General features: G+C 40.9%; 17 protein-coding genes and 1 pseudogene. 13 read left to right on the top strand and 5 right to left on the bottom strand.

Annotation, left to right across the window (positions count from 1 at the left end; translation table 11 throughout):
• Positions 1 to 1062: RNA-guided endonuclease InsQ/TnpB family protein (locus B3D47_RS10080; RefSeq protein ID WP_286861841.1), on the top strand; the 1062-nt coding region annotated here is incomplete at its 5' end.
• A 76-nt stretch (positions 1063 to 1138) separates the two neighbouring features.
• Here the strand turns inward: B3D47_RS10080 and B3D47_RS10085 are convergent.
• The 3 genes from B3D47_RS10085 to gmk form a co-directional block, all read right to left on the bottom strand.
• Positions 1139 to 3244, bottom strand: coding sequence for a RelA/SpoT family protein (locus tag B3D47_RS10085; protein WP_286861843.1), 2106 nt, complete (start codon positions 3242 to 3244; stop codon positions 1139 to 1141).
• 217 nt (positions 3245 to 3461) lie between these two features.
• Entirely contained in the window at positions 3462 to 3743 is a 282-nt protein-coding gene (rpoZ, locus tag B3D47_RS10090; RefSeq protein WP_004896248.1) for a DNA-directed RNA polymerase subunit omega, read from the bottom strand.
• A gap of 74 nt (positions 3744 to 3817) precedes the next feature.
• Entirely contained in the window at positions 3818 to 4441 is a 624-nt protein-coding gene (gmk, locus tag B3D47_RS10095; protein WP_004896246.1) for a guanylate kinase, read from the bottom strand.
• Between the two features lie 134 nt (positions 4442 to 4575).
• On the opposite strand from gmk, the gene ispH reads away from it, so the two are divergent.
• The 12 genes from ispH to rplS all read left to right on the top strand — a co-directional run bounded on the left by ispH (position 4576) and on the right by rplS (position 15546).
• On the top strand, positions 4576 to 5526 hold the full coding sequence (gene ispH / locus B3D47_RS10100) for a 4-hydroxy-3-methylbut-2-enyl diphosphate reductase (protein WP_286861845.1): 951 nt from the start codon (positions 4576 to 4578) through the stop codon (positions 5524 to 5526).
• A 158-nt stretch (positions 5527 to 5684) separates the two neighbouring features.
• Positions 5685 to 6116, top strand: coding sequence for a pilus assembly FimT family protein (locus tag B3D47_RS10105; protein WP_286861847.1), 432 nt, complete (start codon positions 5685 to 5687; stop codon positions 6114 to 6116).
• 17 nt (positions 6117 to 6133) lie between these two features.
• Positions 6134 to 6616: a type IV pilus modification protein PilV gene (pilV, locus tag B3D47_RS10110; protein WP_286861849.1), complete on the top strand. Its 483-nt coding sequence runs from the start codon at positions 6134 to 6136 to the stop codon at positions 6614 to 6616.
• Positions 6609 to 7571 carry a PilW family protein gene (locus B3D47_RS10115; protein WP_286861851.1) on the top strand — a complete coding sequence of 321 codons (963 nt, stop codon included), beginning with the start codon at positions 6609 to 6611 and terminating at the stop codon, positions 7569 to 7571. The genes pilV and B3D47_RS10115 overlap by 8 nt, the downstream gene beginning before the upstream one ends.
• Positions 7571 to 8272: a pilus assembly protein PilX gene (locus tag B3D47_RS10120; RefSeq protein WP_286861853.1), complete on the top strand. Its 702-nt coding sequence runs from the start codon at positions 7571 to 7573 to the stop codon at positions 8270 to 8272. Before B3D47_RS10115 ends, B3D47_RS10120 begins: the two co-directional genes overlap by 1 nt.
• Positions 8273 to 8289: 17 nt before the next feature.
• Positions 8290 to 12252 (top strand): pilus assembly protein PilC, encoded by a 3963-nt coding sequence (locus B3D47_RS10125; RefSeq protein ID WP_286861855.1) that lies wholly within the window; start codon positions 8290 to 8292, stop codon positions 12250 to 12252.
• A gap of 9 nt (positions 12253 to 12261) precedes the next feature.
• Complete coding sequence (locus B3D47_RS10130; protein ID WP_286861857.1) at positions 12262 to 12855, top strand: type IV pilin protein; 594 nt, start codon at positions 12262 to 12264, stop codon at positions 12853 to 12855.
• Positions 12855 to 13262: a type IV pilin protein gene (locus tag B3D47_RS10135; RefSeq protein ID WP_286861859.1), complete on the top strand. Its 408-nt coding sequence runs from the start codon at positions 12855 to 12857 to the stop codon at positions 13260 to 13262. The genes B3D47_RS10130 and B3D47_RS10135 overlap by 1 nt, the downstream gene beginning before the upstream one ends.
• Positions 13263 to 13399: 137 nt before the next feature.
• Positions 13400 to 13657 carry a 30S ribosomal protein S16 gene (gene rpsP / locus B3D47_RS10140; protein WP_005013161.1) on the top strand — a complete coding sequence of 86 codons (258 nt, stop codon included), beginning with the start codon at positions 13400 to 13402 and terminating at the stop codon, positions 13655 to 13657.
• 18 nt (positions 13658 to 13675) lie between these two features.
• On the top strand, positions 13676 to 14224 hold the full coding sequence (gene rimM, locus B3D47_RS10145) for a ribosome maturation factor RimM (protein WP_273798414.1): 549 nt from the start codon (positions 13676 to 13678) through the stop codon (positions 14222 to 14224).
• A 26-nt stretch (positions 14225 to 14250) separates the two neighbouring features.
• Positions 14251 to 15000: a tRNA (guanosine(37)-N1)-methyltransferase TrmD gene (trmD, locus tag B3D47_RS10150; RefSeq protein WP_004896218.1), complete on the top strand. Its 750-nt coding sequence runs from the start codon at positions 14251 to 14253 to the stop codon at positions 14998 to 15000.
• A 174-nt stretch (positions 15001 to 15174) separates the two neighbouring features.
• On the top strand, positions 15175 to 15546 hold the full coding sequence (gene rplS, locus B3D47_RS10155; protein ID WP_004787066.1) for a 50S ribosomal protein L19: 372 nt from the start codon (positions 15175 to 15177) through the stop codon (positions 15544 to 15546).
• A 66-nt stretch (positions 15547 to 15612) separates the two neighbouring features.
• On the opposite strand, the pseudogene B3D47_RS10160 reads toward rplS, so the two are convergent.
• A pseudogene (locus B3D47_RS10160) lies at positions 15613 to 16582 on the bottom strand (esterase/lipase family protein).
• A 69-nt stretch (positions 16583 to 16651) separates the two neighbouring features.
• Positions 16652 to 17620, bottom strand: a complete 969-nt coding sequence (locus B3D47_RS10165; RefSeq protein WP_286861862.1) for an esterase/lipase family protein — start codon at positions 17618 to 17620, stop codon at positions 16652 to 16654.
• Between the last annotated feature and the right edge of the window lie 266 nt (positions 17621 to 17886).

A 17886-nucleotide genomic window follows, 5' to 3' on the forward strand; every position in this document is an offset into this window, starting at 1 on the left:
ATGAAAACACTTAAATTACGCATAAAAGACAAACATTGCAAGGTGCTAGACCAATTAGCAGCTGAGGTGAACTTTGTTTGGAATTATGTGAATGATTTGAGTTTCAATCACTTGCAAAGAACAGGTAGCTTTTTCTCAGCATTCGATATGGCTAAATACACAAAAGGAACTTCAAAATTGTGTGGTTTGCATAGTCAAACAGTGGATGCAATCAGGGAAGAATATGCTGGTAAAAGAAAACAGTTTAAAAAAGCAAAATTAAAATGGCGTGTGAGTAATAAGAAGTCAGCAAGACATTCACTTGGTTGGATACCATTTAAGAAGTCTGGGATAAATTACGCTGATGGCTATGTGCAATACGGCAAACAAAAATTTAACCTATGGGATAGTTATGGTATAGGCAAATACAGCGTTAAAACAGGCTCATTCGTTGAGGATAGTCGTGGGCGCTGGTATGTGTGTCTTGTTGTGGAATCACCTAAACAAGATAAACCAACTTCTACTAAAGCAATTGGTATTGATCTTGGTCTAAAAGATATTGCTACCTGCTCAGATGGTACTGTGATTTCAAATCCAAAGTTCTATAGAAAGTATGAAAAAAAACTAGGTATAGCTCAACGAGCAAAAAATAAGAAACGTGTTCGTGCATTACACGCTAAGATTGCAAATTGTCGTAAAGATCATTTGCACAAAGCAAGCACCATGCTTATTAAAAACAATGCACTTATTGTTGTAGGTGACTTAAGTGCCAAGAAACTTGTAAAAACTAAAATGGCGAAGTCTGTTTTAGATACAGGATTTTCAGCACTAAAAACGATGCTCAAGTATAAATGCGAGAACGCAGGAGTATTGTTTGAGGAAGTCAATGAAGCCTATACCACCCAAATGTGTTCGTACTGTGGTGAGATCACCGCAAGTAGTCCGAAAGGTAGAACAGATTTGCGAATAAGAGAATGGAAGTGCGTGAACTGCGGTACAGCTCACGATAGAGATAAAAACTCAGCTCTAAACATTCTTGCGCTCGGGCATGAGCGTCTAGCAGTAGGAATCCCCGTCCTTTAGGTCGGGGAGGATGTCAACATCAACATACATCATATTAGATCATTGCCATGGGCAAAAGCATTATCGTTTTAAATGGTTAACTCGCCTTCGATGTGGTTTCTGAAATGCTTATCGGCTGGGGCAGACGGATAATTCGCGGGAAGCCGTAATGCATACGCAAGTCTCGAATCAGCTGGGCAATCTGCTTACGGTTATGTACGACTACGTTGACATAAGTCTTACCTTCGTAACTACGTACCGACTCTACACCAGACTTGGCTTTACGGCATTCATAGATCAGTTCGGAAATCTGTTCATCATCCATGGACAAGTCAATACAGAGATAAGCGGTAAAGCTGATATCTTCAATGTCCTCAGAGGTCCACTGCAATGGCATCATATTTTCTGGATGCAGATTTTGTTCATGTAGCAAGTTATGGCAGCGGGCACGATGAACGATCAGACCACGGCGGGTCAGATGACCTTGAATCGGATCACCCAGTACCGGATTGCAGCAGTGTGCATATTTGACATCGACACCTTCTGTGCCCTGAATTAAACGAGTCGAGTTGGAGCCAGTTTCTGCATCCTGAGCAAAGAGGTGATTGGCGACCAATTGAGGTAATAAATCACCGACTGCAATCTGTTCATACAGACGTTCCTGACTCGGAATATGACGCCATTGCAGAATATTGGCCCAGTCCTCTTCAGTTAAATCCTGAATAGAACGATTAAATAATTTTAAAGCACGATTTAAAGCCTGTTCACCGACCATACGCTGCTCGTCAATATCCTGATCACGCAGTATGTTTTGAATCGCACGACGGGCTTTTTGGGTATTAATAAAGCTGAGCCAGTCTGGATTTGGTGAGGCGAGTACATCAGTGATCACTTCAATGACTTGACCACTGCTTAAAGGCGTTGAAAGCGGTTTGGTGTCGCCATTAATTTTGGCACCAACCGCGTGGTTACCTAGAAATAGACTGGCAGAATAGGCGAAATCCACTACGGTCGCGCCTTGAGGTAATTCATGTAGCTGACCATGAGGAGTATAAACCCAAATTTTTTCCTGATGCAGATAATCCAGTAATTCATTAAAAGTGGTCTTGGCACAATCACCATCCACCAGAACATTCAGATTCTGCATAGAAGCTTGAATCGCAGAACGGCAGGCTTGAGGTGCATTTTCACCCAGTACTACACCAAAACGTGCTGCCTTACGCATCAGTTCGGTTTGAATGGTTAGGGAAAGTGTCGTCTTTTCACCCTTGATACGCATACTCAGCGACTGGTTACCACCCGGCAACGGGCGACGAATATGATCGGCAAAACTCAACACCTGGAAACTATCTTCCAAGAGTTCTGCAAAGCGGTCACAGTCAGCAATACTTTGTAAAATGATTTCAAAGGCGTGACTATGAGTGAGTTCCTGCAGGTTAATATCATTCTTAACAAAGTGACGTAGCAACTCGATATTATTATTTTTCTTTTTGATTCGGCCCTGGATATTATACTGATGGAGTAATTCATTCAGTTTTCTTTCCCAGATCGCCTGATATTCACAGCGTTTGGATTTGGTTTGCTGTAAGGCAGTCTGGACATTATTGTACATGTCTAGATCCAGGTTCTGGTAGCAGAGATGTTCCAGATTATCGGCCATCTCATTCATACCAACCAGACGGGCCATCGGTACGAAAATTTCAAAAGTTTCTTTGGCAATACGTGCACGTTTATCTGGGCGTAAGGCATCTAAGGTAGTCATGTTGTGATAACGGTCTGCCAGTTTCACAATAATGACACGTGGGTCCTGTAGGGTAGCCTGAAGAATTTTCCGGAAAGAAGCGGCTTTATTATATTCCTTATCACTAGATTGGCTCAGCTTGGTTACGCCATCCACCAGTTCAGCTACCGTCTTGCCGAATTTTTCAGCAATATCGTCCTTATTGAAATCTGTATCTTCAATCACATCATGGAGCAAGGCTGCCATAAGGGTTTCAGCATCTAAGCGCATATGCGCCAGAATACTGCTCACAGCGATCGGATGCAGGATATAGGGTTCGCCACTTTTACGGGTAATGCCATCATGGGCAATATCCGCATAATCACAGGCGGCAAGCACACGCTCGACTTCACTGGCACTCAAATAAGCGTCGATGATGATATTAAGCTGTTGCTTGGCTTGACTGACCTGTGGGCCTGGCATAAAACACCTTTAAAACTGAATTCTTTACTAAAAATGTGCGAATACTTTTAATGAAAAGCAAATCGCAAAGTTTGTCAATTTATTCCGTTTCTATTCACGGAAAAACTGCATAAACTTGATAACTCGACCTTATGTTATAACCGTTCTAGACAGAATATAAAAGCCACAAAACAAAAAAAGCCTAGTTGAGAACTAGGCTTTTTATAGGAAGGATTTCTTATTGGAAAGAAAAACCGTCCAGATTCAGGTTATTTGCTGAAAGTGCAAGGTCTAGACTAGAAGTCTGGTAGTCTTGGTCACGTTGTTTCAGGATGTCTTTAGATACATGACCTACTGCAATTTCACGTAGAGCAACAACGGTTGGCTTGTCATTGTCCCATTCTACAGTTGGTTCAATGCCTTGACGTGCCAATTGACGCGCGCGTTTGCTTGCCACTAGTACAAGCTCAAAGCGGTTGTCTACATGGTCTAAACAATCTTCAACGGTTACGCGTGCCATAAGAATTCTCGTTTGAATAATATTTTAACAGACTGCGAAGTATAAAAGGCTTTGCCTGTAGACTCAAGTTTTAATCACTCTTCGCTTGGTGTAATTAAAGCCTGAATCAGTTTTTCATGACGATTAGCTTGCTGATGAAGTGCCAATCGGTTGGCAATAATCACGGCTTCCAGATCATGCAGCGCTTTATTAAAGTCATCATTGATAATGACATAATCAAAGTTCACATATTGCTGCATATCTTCTACCGCACAGCTCAAACGATGCTCAATCACGTCAACAGAATCTGTACCGCGGTTAGATAGACGTTGACGCAAGTCAAATTGGCTCGGCGGTAAAATGAAAATTTGTTTGGATTCAGGAAATAAGCGACGGACCTGCTGTGCACCCTGCCAGTCAATCTCTAGCAGGACATCATGACCTTTGGCCAGTTGTTCTTTTACAGTCGCTTGCGCAGTACCATAATAGTTACCAAAGACTTCAGCATATTCAATAAAGCCACCTTCATTGACCAGATTGAGAAAATCTTCTTTGGTAGAGAAGTGGTAATGCACACCATCGAGTTCGCCAGGTCGTTGACCGCGTGTCGTATGAGAAACAGAAACATGAAGATTGTTGACACGTTCAAGTAATGCTTTAACGAGGGATGTTTTGCCTGTTCCAGACGCAGCAGAAACGACAAACAAGAGACCCGACATGATATTTTTCCTGATATGATAAAATATCTTCTCTATTTTAGAGTAGAGCGACTTTAAACTAAATAGTTGTACGTCGATTGTTTTACATTTATTTCAATTGTTGCAGCATAAATTGAGTGAGTATTGAGGATTCTATGGAAATTGTTTTAGCCAACCCGCGTGGTTTCTGTGCCGGTGTGGATCGTGCCATTGCGATCGTGAATCGTGCCTTAGAATGTTTCAATCCACCGATCTATGTGCGTCATGAAGTCGTGCATAATAAATTTGTTGTAGATGACTTACGCCAACGCGGGGCAATTTTTGTTGATGAACTGGATGAAGTTCCCGATGATAATATTGTGATTTTTAGTGCACATGGTGTTTCTAAAGCAGTCCAGCAAGAGGCTGAACGCCGTGGTCTGAAAGTTTTTGATGCCACTTGCCCCTTGGTAACCAAGGTGCATATTGAAGTGACCAAATATGCTCGTGAAGGGGTTGAAGCGATCTTAATTGGTCATGAAGGGCATCCGGAAGTTGAAGGCACCATGGGGCAATATGACAAAAAAAGTGGTGGTGAGATTTATCTGGTTGAAGATGAAGAAGATGTCGCTGCTTTAACGGTACGCAATCCTGAAAAAGTAGCTTTTGTCACGCAAACCACTTTATCAATTGACGATACGGCGAAAGTGATTGATGCTCTTCGCCAGAAATTTCCGCTGATTCAAGGCCCACGTAAAGACGATATTTGCTATGCCACGCAAAACCGTCAGGATGCTGTACGTGACTTAGCTGAACGTTGTGATGTTGTGTTGGTAGTCGGATCTCCAAACTCTTCAAATTCAAACCGCTTACGTGAGCTCGCTGAACGCATGGGTAAAGCTGCTTATCTAGTCGATAATGCCGATGAGCTAAAGCAGGAGTGGTTTGTGGATAAATCTCAAATTGGAGTCACTGCTGGAGCATCTGCACCTGAAATCTTGATTAAGCAAGTAATTCAGCGTTTACAAGATTGGGGGGCGGAAGTGCCTCAAGAACTAAATGGACGTGAAGAAAATATCACTTTTAGCCTGCCTAAAGAGTTACGTATTCCAGTCACTCAAGCTTAAAATGTAACGTACTTATCACCTGAATTATAATTTTAAAAAATAGATAACTATTTTTTGCAGTTATCTGTTTTTTTATGCCATTCATCTCTATTTGTGTGGGTTTTGTAATTTAATTGGATACTATTTTTAATGAGGTAAAGGGTTGCCTTGGGGATGATATGCAAAAAAATAAAGGTTTTACACTCATAGAACTTATGGTGACGATTGCAGTGTTGGCGATTATTGCAATGATAGCGGCGCCTTCTTTTGCTCAAACAATAAGAAAGAATCAATTAATAAGTGATACCCGAGAATTTATAGATTTATTGGCAGATACTAGATCCGAAGCAATTTTTAAACAAGGTGAAAGAGTTTTTGCTGTAGATACGAGTGTTACAACTTTCTATAAAAAGTGGGGGCCCCAATATGTGATTAAAGAAAGTGGAGATCCTAGTGTTACATTTAATCGTTTGGGTCAATCTACAATAACCACAAATGGTCAATGTTTTGTATTAAGACATAAAAAAGATACGAATTTGAAAGCATATGTATATGTACAAAAAGGCGGGACAGTTGTGTACGACAAAACAGCCTCAAGTTGTCCAACTTAACCAAGAGGGATAATAAAATGCGAACTAGTCAAAAAGGTGTTGGGCTTGTTGAGGTTCTTGTTGCCTTAGTGCTTTTAAGTATTGCTGTTTTAGGATTTGTCGCTTTACAACTAAGAGCTGTGGAAGCAAGTGTGGAAGCAGGAATGAATTTGCAAGCATCTAATATTGCCATGGACTTGGCTGAAAGAATGCGAGTTAATCGAGATGGATTATCAGGATATGCGGCAAATAATGATACTGATAACTGTGTGACAAGCTTTTGTAGTGCTACAGCAATGGCGAAATATGATTTTAGGCGTGTGGTAAGTCAGGCAAGTAATTTAGGAATGAGTATAAATGTATTGAATTGTCAGGGCTCTACTCTGGTACGTAAATGTATTTATGTTGCATGGGGGGGGACGACTGCTACAAACGGTACAGGTAGTTCAGACTGTACTAATGGATCAGCTTATGTTCCAAGTGCTAAATGTATCATCATGGAGGTATATAATTATGATTGATCGGCATTATACCTCTGGTTTTACCCTTCTTGAATTAATGATTGCTCTAACATTAGGATTACTTATTATTGCAGCTGGTTTGGCATTATTTTTAAGTAGTTCTCGCTCATTAAATCTGCAATCAGGAATGAGTGAATTACAGCAGAATGCCAATTTTGGTTTATCTATGGTTGCATATGATTTGCGGCATACTAATTTAAACACTGTCTCAGCACAAAAAGTCAATAATATAGTTTTAGGTTCAGGTATTGTTTTTAAAAAAGAAAATTTTCCTAGTGCATTGCGAACGATTGCAAATTTGGAAACTGAATTTGTCAGCTTACAGGGTAAAGATACAGATAATACCACAGGAAAAAGTGATCGTTTAACTATTCAGTATGTGCCAGTAACTGGCAGTGTAGTCAACTGTGAAGGAGATGAGGTTACAGCTGCTACTTCAAAAACTATAGTGCAACGTTATTACATAGCCCAAACTCCACAACAGGTAACAGGAGAGCCAACTTCATATTCTTTATATTGTGATGCTGGATATTATGAAGCAGGCAGTACCACTATTACCGGTTTAAATAATAATGCACAGCAGATTATGCAGCGTGTAGATGCTTTTAAAATACGTTTAGGAGTAAAAAATCCTTCTAACCAATTCCGTTATATGGCCATCAATGATTACATTGCTGCAATGAATACTATTCGTACTGCATGTGGAACCCCCATTATTGAAGATAACTGTGCAAAAAACTATCTGCAAGTGATTTCAATAGAGGTAGGTATATTATCCAGATCCACAGGAACAATTGGTACAGAAGCAAGTTTAAACACTCAGTCTACGTTTAACCTTGCGGGAACGAATGTAACTTTAGATGGAAGTTCTGGCAAAGATACGCTTAATAAAAAATATTTACGTCAGGTGGTGAATCAGGTTGTGGCAATTCGAAACACACTAGGAGCATCCTAATGAAACAAGAACAGGGTGCTACGCTTATTACAGTTTTAATTATTATTATATTGGTAACATTGTTAAGCACAATCGCCGTCAAATCAGGAATTCTAGGACTGAAGATTGCAACAAACAGTCAAGTTAACGCTTTATTAATGAGGAATTCAGATTCTGCATTATTCAATGTTGAGAATCCTGCTCAGATAGCAAGACAGTTAGCATTAGATGGCATGTTTGCTTACTTCAATTCATCTGCTAATGCGAATAATGAACTAGTATTTTGTTATAGAGCTGCACAAAACTCTTTTTTCACCTTATCTAAAGCAAGTGCAATTAGCATAAATGCAGCTGGGAATGTCACTAGTACAACAAAGCTAGGAGTTGATGGTTATTGTAAAGTTAATCAATTTTCAATGGGGCGTTCAGCAGTATTGTCACAAGTATACTTGAACAAAAAAAATACTTCATCTGCACCATTTAGTGACGTACCAAAAGGCACAAGCCTTGGGCAAAGTAATGTTCCAGTAACGTCACATAGTATTGGAGCAACAGTCATTTCAGTATTACCTAGCTTTTCTAGTGCGACAGCAACACAAATAGAAAGTTGCTTTAAGCAGCGTGCTTCAGCAGTAGGTACTTGTTTCGAAGGGTTGAATATACCTTATAACATGCAGCATGCAGATTATATCGTGGGCGGACAACCAAAATTGGTACCATAAAGAAAGAGGGTTTAAAGATGGATAAAATAAATCATAAAAATACGCTTTCTGCTACGGTGTCGATGCTCATGACTTTAACCGTATGTAGCAGTGTGTCACAAGCCAGCGATATTGATATTTATAGTAACGCAACAAGTGGTAAAACCACCATTACGCTAATGCTGGATACCTCAGGGAGTATGAGTGAGTCACAGGTTGGGGGAAGTGCATGTGAGCTTGCATCAGGCACAACTTATACAGCTGGAAATGAACCTTCGGGAACGACACCTGGTTATACCAAATATTTTTGTGGTGTAGATATCCCAGGTTCAAGTTCTCAGCGAGTTTATTATTATAAAAGAACGGGAGGGTCTTGGAATCGTACTTGGTTTAGTTGCGGTGCATCAGGTTCACCGAATGTAGATGCCTGTACAATTCCTATTAATGATCCAGATCCAAACAATAGTTTTGAAGATACAGGTAGTAACCCTCGTTACTATTATAAAAATGAAAGACCTCAAATAAAACATTACGATCGTCTAACTCGATTAAAAGATGCAATTTTTACCCTAATGGATAGTAACCAAATTGATTCAAATTCGGTAGCGATGGGGATCGGGCAATTTTCGTCACAAAGTGGTAATGATAATGTATATACCAACGCAGATGGTTCAAGTGGAAAAATTTTAGTTCCAGCAGCGTTACTTACTAGTACGCAACGTACAGCGATTAAAACAGCAGTTGCAAATTTAGTGGGTTCCAATGGTACACCTACGGCAAATGCATATGCGGAAGTAGCAGCCTACATGTTAGGTACAAATACCACGACCAATATTACAGGACTTCGAGAGGAATATGTGAGTTCTGGAACAGATATCTGGGGACGAACTGTATTTTCAAAATGTGTTGGTTGGTCTGGATTTTCATGTAATTCGTTTAACGGAAACCAAGGTACAATTACTGGATCAAATGGTTGGAGTACACAACAATGTGCATTAAACTGGTCTCCATCAAGAACATGTTTAGTTCAAAGTAATACTTCAACCGCCTCTAATCTTGGTTATAGCGGATTTTCTAAATCGGTGCTTGGTAGTAAGGTCGGGTCTTCCTCTACCGCAACAAACTATCAAACTCCTTTATCTACGACAAACACACAATGTAATGGTCAAGGGATTTATTTCTTAACAGATGGTGAACCCAATAGCTCACCTGTACCTGTACCTTTAATGCAAGCTGCTTTAGGCGCAAATGGTTCATCCTTTAGTGTACCTGCTACAGGAACACTACCTAATGGTACTCAAGCTGGTCATGGCATGCCTGCTGTAGGTGAGTTTGCGAAAGCCCTAAGAAATCAAAGGGCATCTACTACTGCACCCAATCGAAACCCTTTAGGATTAGAAATCAAAACTGCGGTTGTTGGTTTTGGGTCAGTATTCAATGTGGATAGAACTGCTGATGCTGCAAGGCCTGTCGCTCAGAGAGTTATACGCACTTTGGATTATATTAATAGTCAGGGTGTGCGTACCAATGAACAAAGAGATTATTATAATTGCTCACTTATCACAAATGTAGATGCCCAAAATGCATGTAACTGGGGAGCTAAGCCGCATCCTGATTTACCAGGTGTTGGAGGCTATGGGAATGGTGGTTTCTATTCTGCACAATCAACACAAGATGTTGTACAAAGTGTGGTGAAATTTTTAGATGATGTAAAACCTGAATTTGACCCAGTCGCAACAGGTTCACCGACTTTACCGCAAGATGCTTTAAATCCATTACGTATTCAACCTTATGGTTACTATGCTTCTTTTATTCCAAAACCACAGGAAGCTTTTCGACTTTGGGCTGGTAACTTGAATAAATATCATATCCATAATGGTGAACTATATGATACTGGTAAGACTATACGTTTGATTAAAGCGGATGGCTCAATGGATTCCCGTGCAAATGGTATATGGGTCGGTGGTGTAAAAGCTAACCTGCCTTTAGGGATAAAACTCAATATTGAAAATGAGCCATTTGCTAGTCGTACCATTTATACGAATAGACAAATTACCGGTACTACTGCACCTTATACAGCCAGTGAAGCTAATTCTCTTAAAAAAGTGAATCTTTCAACTTTATTTGGCTCAGGTAGTACAGCATTATTTCTAAATGATCCTGATAAAAACTATTGGTTAAATGTACTTGGATATGATGTAGGCACAACTGAAACTGGGATTACTTTAGAAAACCTTCAATCAAAACAAGAATTGCGACAAGTGGGTGCCGTAATGCATTCAACACCAATTTTACTTACTCAAGAGGGTAAAATTACTGTTAATTCGGCAGGTGAAATAGACACTACTAATCGTGATGATTATCTGCTCTTTGGTAGCACTCAAGGCCTATTACATGTAGTGGATGCTGACACTGGTATAGAGAAATTTGTATTTGTACCGCATGAAATGATGCAAAATCAGAAAGCAGCGTTTTTATCCGAAGCAAGCACCACAGGTGGTGCTGCAAATTTGTTTTACGGTATAGATGCACCTTGGACAGCATATAGTCAGTATATAGCTAAAGCAGATGGTACATTAACTGTGAATGATTCTGGTCGTACTGTAAAGGAATCGGATGATGGCGATGAAATAGCACTCAAAGGTTTACAGTGGGTGTATGGTGGACTACGTATGGGGGGACGCAGTTATTATGCTTTGGATTTATCAGATATAAATACTCCAAGCCTAAAATTTCATATCAATCCAGATGCAGCAGTGACTGCTACTGGAACGCCAGATACAAATAATGCCCTCAGTTATATGGGGCAAAGCTGGTCCAAGCCAACAATTGCTTATGTTAAATTTGGCGACACGAAGAAATTGGTGATGTTCGTTGGTGGCGGTTATGATGCAAAAGGTGCAACTACCGCTTGTAATGCGAGTGGAGATACTGTTGCAAAAAATATAGGTTATGAATGTGCTGCCTATGATCAGAATACAACTACAGGTAGTGGGGCAGGTGTATATATGTTTGATGCAAATACTGGTGATTTACTCTGGTGGACCAGTGCTTATGCTACAGCTGCCAAAGGCGCAGAAGCATTTACTAATGCCAGTGCATCTACAATTAACATGAAATATAGTGTGGTCAGTCAAATTAATACGATTGACCGTGATAATGATGGTCTTGCTGATCATCTTTATTTTGGTGATCTAAGGGGGCAGGCATTCCGAGTTGATCTGAATAATTCTGCAACTACGAAGGCTAATTTTGCGACTCGAGTTGTAAGATTATTTGATCAACATGCAGCAGGGGGAGCAAGCCCACGTTTTTATGAAATGCCTAGTATTTCTATTCATGAAGATAATGGATATGTTGCTGCAGTTGCTTTTAGTTCAGGTAATCGTAGTTCACCTTTAGTTGGGGGATCTGGTACGAATCAAGCTGGATCCACTGTAAGTGCTGTGGATGGCGTTTTTGTAGTCTATGATAAAGATGTCGTAAAATCAGATTTATATGATGCCTCACCTACCTTGACTACACAAAATGTGACGCTTGCTTCTTTAAATACAAATATCAGTACAGGTGTTGTGATCAACGGTAATAATGGCTGGAAATATACCTATTCATCTACAGCTGGTGTTTATAAGGGGATGAATGAATTATATGCCTTAGATGGAATGCTTTATGTGAATGTTTATCATCGTGATGGAACTGGTATTGGGGGAAACTGTGGTGCTGGAGTAAAAGGAGATTCTTATATCTACCAGTTCTGTTTGCCTACCGGAAAATGTTCATTTAGCACTACAGTTTCAAATACTCCAAATCGAGTAAAAATAGGAGCAGGTATTTTAGGAAGCGGTATTGGTCAAGACTTAGGAGGGCGTAATAGTAAATTGGTAGTTCCACGCCCGACCTCTTTAGACTGTACGACAACTGCAAATAAAAATAAGCCTGAATGTCAACAGTTCAATACGGCTGCTAAACTCCAACAGTTGCGTTGGTATGAAACTCGATAGAGGTGAGTCATGAAAAAAACACATGGCTTCACATTAATTGAGCTAATGATTACAGTGGTGGTGGTGGCAATTATTGCTGCCATTGCCGTACCTTCGTATCAACAATATATAGAACGAAAAGACTTAGCGATTGCCCGGCAAGAAGCATTACGTATATCTGCGGAATTAGAAAGATTTAAAGCAAAAAACTTTAGTTACAAAGGTTTTGATGCAAGTTATTTGTATACTTATGGAAGCACAGATGATGATGGAAATCCCGTTACGGCGAGTTACTATGATGCCGGGACTGGACAATTATTATTGCCATTGGGTTCAACGTCGACCACAGCTAAGTATATATTGACACTAGTTAATAATGGGGCAGGGTATAAACCCTTAACTATTACTAAAGATAATAATGGTAATGAAACGTCAGATTCTGCAAGTGTAAATGGGTTAAGTTGGGTCATGTCTGTTCAACGAACTTCAGATATTAGGGGCGAGCCGAAACAGCCACGAAATTATGATCTATTGTTAAATAGTACCGGACTGCGTTGCATGACGAGAACAAAAAATGTAGTCACTAATTATACAGATTGCGGGAATCCAAGTGAGAAATGGTGATGAATAATAAAGGATTTACCTTAATAGAGTTAATGATCGTGGTAGCAATTATTGCTATTTTGGCAGTTTTTGCTTATCCATCTTATACTCAATATAAAATCCGTACAAATCGTGCAGAAGTACAAAGTGAAATGATGCGTATCGCCCAACGATTACAAAGTTATTATGTAATTCACCATAATTATTCTGCTGCTACCTTAGAAAACGGTACAAATACTCAAAATTATCCAGCATCTAATTCTTTATACACAATAACACTTACTTCTAGTGGTCAGACTTATAGTTTAAGTGCAGAGCCTAAAATAGGTACAGTACAAGATGGAAATGGAAGTTTAACTTTAGATAGTATAGGAACAAGGTGTTGGGAGAAAACATCAGGGGTATGTGAACCTTGGGATAGCAAGTAACCCAAAATTGTAGCCAAACAATTTTTGATCTTTCATTCAGGGCAAACTTCGCGTAAAATATTGCCCTCTATGAAAGGGGTTTGAAGTGTTCCGGTGGTCGGTACATGGATAATCCGTAAAAACTATAAGGTTCTATCATGGTTGTTATTCGTCTTGCACGCGGTGGTGCTAAAAAACGTCCGTTCTATCAAATCATTGTGACTGATAGCCGTAATGCACGTGACGGTCGTTTCATCGAACGTATCGGTTTCTTCAACCCTACAGCTCAAGGTAAAGCAGAAAAACTACGTTTAGACGCTGACCGTTTTGCTCACTGGGTATCTCAAGGCGCGCAGCCTTCTGATCGTGTTGCTTCTTTAGCTGCTCAAGCTAAGAAAGCTGCAGCTGCTGTTTAATACGGTAGTAGCTAGCCCATGACACCAACACAGAATGTTCCCGAAGATCGTATTCAGATTGGACAGCTACGTTCAGCATATGGATTGAATGGGTGGCTCTGGGTCTATTCCAATACAGAACCTATGAGCAACATATTTGACTACCTGCCTTGGTACATTGAGACCAAAGCAGGTTGGCAAGTAGCAGATGTAAAACGTTGGAAACCACATGGCAAAGGCTTGGTTGTTTCGCTGAAAGGTGTGGTTGACCGCACTGGGGCGGACGAACTGGTTGGCGCAAATGTCTGGATTTCAAAATCGCAACTGCCTCAACCAGGCGTGGACGAGTATTACTGGTCAGATTTGAAAGGCTTAATCGTATTAGGTTTGGATGATGATGAACAGGAAGTCAATCTCGGTCAAATCCACGAAATGTTTGAAACAGGTGCCAACGACGTGATGGTAGTTCGCGCTACTGCTGATAGCGTTGATGGCGAAGAGCGAATGATTCCATGGCATAAAGATGTGGTACAACGCGTTGATCTCGAAGCGGGTCGTATCTATGTCAATTGGGGCGTAGACTACTAACATTTTTGGAAACACGGGAGTCTGCGATGTTTTTTGCAGTCATTACGCTTTTTCCTGAAATGTTTGAAGCGATTACACGTTTCGGTATTAGCGGGCGCGCAGCACAACGTGATTTGATGCAAATTCATTGCATCAATCCACGCGAATTTGCTGAAGGGAATTACAAACGGGTGGATGAACGTCCATTTGGTGGTGGTCCCGGTATGGTGATGATGGCTGAGCCATTAGCGAAAGCAATTCATCGTGCCAAAGAGCTTGCAGCGCAAGCGGGTGCAGTTCATGTTCCTGTGGTGTATATGTCACCACAAGGGAAAACCTTAAATGAACCTGCGGTACAGGACTTCGTTAAATATGACGGACTGATCGTATTGTGCGGACGTTATGAAGGTGTCGATGAGCGTTTGATCCAGAAATATGTTGATCAGGAATGGTCGATTGGTGATTACGTGTTGTCGGGTGGTGAACTGCCTGCGATGGTTTTATTAGACAGTATTATTCGGAGACTTCCGGGTGCCATGTCTGATGAACAATCCCATGTGCAAGACTCATTTGTGGATGGTCTTCTAGATTGCCCACAATATACCAAGCCAGACCATTTTGAAGGTATGGATGTGCCAGACATTTTAAAATCGGGACATCATGCCAATATTGAAAAATGGCGTTTTTTGCAGCGTTATCAGCGTACGCTTGAACGTCGACCTGAATTGGTCGAACAAGTCGAACTGACAAAGCAACAAAAAAAATGGCTAAAAGATTTGCAAGGAAATAGATCTTAATTTATTCTCCGAGCGCAAAAGGCAAGAAGCTTCGCTTTTTTGCCACACTTAAATAGACTCTTTATGCATTGAAGCGGTCAAGCATAAAGGGAAAGTCAATCGGGTCTATGCGCTTTAGCCTCTAGCCCCAGTGGATCTCAGACCTCTTCTGACCCACAATATTGGAGATACCCCATGAGCGGTAAGCATCCTTTAGTTCAAGCTGTTGAAAATGCTCAGCTTAAACAAGACATCCCAGCTTTTGCACCAGGTGACACAGTAGTTGTCCAAGTAAAAGTAAAAGAAGGCGACCGTGAACGTCTACAGGCGTTTGAAGGCGTTGTAATCGCTAAGAAAAACCGTGGTCTGAACTCTGCGTTCACAGTACGTAAAATTTCTAGCGGTGTTGGCGTTGAGCGTGTATTCCAAACTCACTCTCCAATCGTTGCTAAGATTGAAGTGAAACGTCGTGGTGATGTTCGTCGTGCTAAACTTTACTACCTACGTGAACTTTCTGGTAAAGCTGCACGTATTCGTGAAAAGTTGCCAGCTCGTAAACAAGGTTAATTTTAGCCTTGCTTCCAAGCAAAAAAATGCGCCTTTTGGCGCATTTTTTATGTCTGAATTTTAGGTTTATAAACCTTGCAGTTTTAAACAGTTGGCATGTTGGCGGTAGACATTGATACGATCCGGTGCAAAAGTCCCTTTGATGCCAAACATCAGGTTAATTTCATCTAAATGATTCCATGGATAATCATCACAGATAGTTTTACCAAACTTTGCCCTACACATCGATACGATGCCATCATTGGCACCTTCTTTATAGACAGATAATCTATTTAAGGCTTTAATGACCACATCACTTATATCTAAAGCATTGGTTGCAGGTTGATTACCGGTGATTGAATATAGTGCTCTTGATATTTTCCTTCACCACATTTCTTTAAGAATAGTCCCGTATTAAAACGCTGGTTAAATTCAGCCGTTCCTTCCATAGAAGTGCTATGACCGGCTGCCAATGCGCTGTATGGGAACGTTTGTCCATCTAGCCCTTGTGCCCACAGCAGTACATTTCCGAAGGTATTAATTAGTACATTTAGTAGTTCAGCAGTGCCTGTGCTATTCGCTATTTTCATCACATCAGATGCAAAACCGTACCTTGATTGGCACCGCCTACCGTTAGTACAGAGACAGTTCGCTTAGGCATCACACCCGCAGCATAACGTAATGCATGTGCACCATGGCTATGCCCAATTAAATTGAGTTTTTTCGCACCTGTAATGGCTAGGACTTTCTGAAGTTGAGCGACATATTGCTCGCCACGTAACTCGCTTGAGTTAAATGGGGACATACGTGTTGCAAAAGCTGTGGAGCCATTTCGTGCCAAATCAGGAAGGATTTGATACCAATAATCCATTGCTAAATTTTCTGTTGCTAAGCGATTAAAGCCGAGGAGTGCATGTGCAAAGACAATCGGATATTGGGTTTTTGCATAGCTTGATATGATAAATTTTGTTTCTGCTTGTTGGAGATGAGAGATATTGGCTTGAACATTCAAGGTTGATGTCATGGCTAATAGCATCAATGCAATATTAAGTTTCATAAAGTTCCATTTTAAGAAGATATGAAAAAGCCCTACTCATGTTGACTAGGGCTGATCATACAAATTGCTTTATAAGCCTTGTAGTTTTAACCGGTTGGCATGTTGACGGTAAACATCCACCGGATCTGGAGCAAACAGGTTTTTCAAGCCAAGCACCATATTCACTTCATCCAGATGGTTCCAGTTGTAATTATCACGAATGGTTTTACCGAACTTGGCGCTACAGCGTGATACCAGCCCATCATTTTCTTTACCGCCATCAATGAGCAGGGCAGTGACTTTAAGTGCTGAATCAGGATCAAGCAGGTTCGTGACTTGGCCAACACCTGTGAAGGAATAGTTGTAAATGCCTTTCTGTTGATAGGCACCTTCACCGCAAGCTGTAGTTGGCATACCAATTGGATATTTCTGATTAAATTTCGCAGATCCTGCCAAGGTTAGACTGCTACCACCCGCCAGAGAGTCATGTGGGAAACTGTTTGGATCCAGACCTTGTGCCCAAGTAATGGCTTTAGATACCAGATTGATACCTCCCACTAAAGGACCTTGTACAGTTGTTCCTTCTGCTTGCAGGATCAGGTCTGCAACAGGGGAACCTTTATGTGGTGCGCCGACTGAAGTCAGAGAAGCAACCAGAGCTGGTGCTACACCTGCGACATAGCGAATGGTTGGACCGCCGTGAGAATGACCAATCAAGTTGACTTTTTCTGCACCGGTAATCGCCAGAATTTCTTCAACTTGATGTTGAAGTTGTTCACCGCGGATTTCGGAGGAATTGAATGGTGAAACACGGGTTGCCCAGACATTGGCACCGTTACGCGCCAGATCTGGCAGAATCTGGTACCAGTAATCTAAGCCAAACTGATCGGTACCGATCCGAATAAAGCCCGCCATGCCATGTGCAAAAACAATTGGATATTTGGTTTTCGCATAGCTGGAACTGGCTTTTGCAGTGACCTGGCTGGCTTGGGTGGATGCCTGAGCGCTGAGGCATGTACCCACCAGCAGTAGACCAGTGATTAACACTCCACATTTCATTATATTTTCCTCACTTTGTTGTTTTAACCGGATGATCCTCATCCTGTTGTGCAAAGTTCCCTTATCGCAGGAACTCAGTTTTCTATGCTGTTACGGTTATAAAGGTGGTGCTTGATTAAAAAATAAGGGTCAGCCAATCGGGAAACCCACAGCAAAAACTTAAGTGATCTATTATTTTTCCATTACAGCTTTCAGATCACGGATAAGCCAAATAAAAAAGAATCAGAAAAAAAGCCTATATTTCACTGGAAATATAGGCACTCGCG

The organism is Acinetobacter sp. UBA3461 (assembly GCF_002381195.1).
Lineage (GTDB): Bacteria > Pseudomonadota > Gammaproteobacteria > Pseudomonadales > Moraxellaceae > Acinetobacter > Acinetobacter schindleri.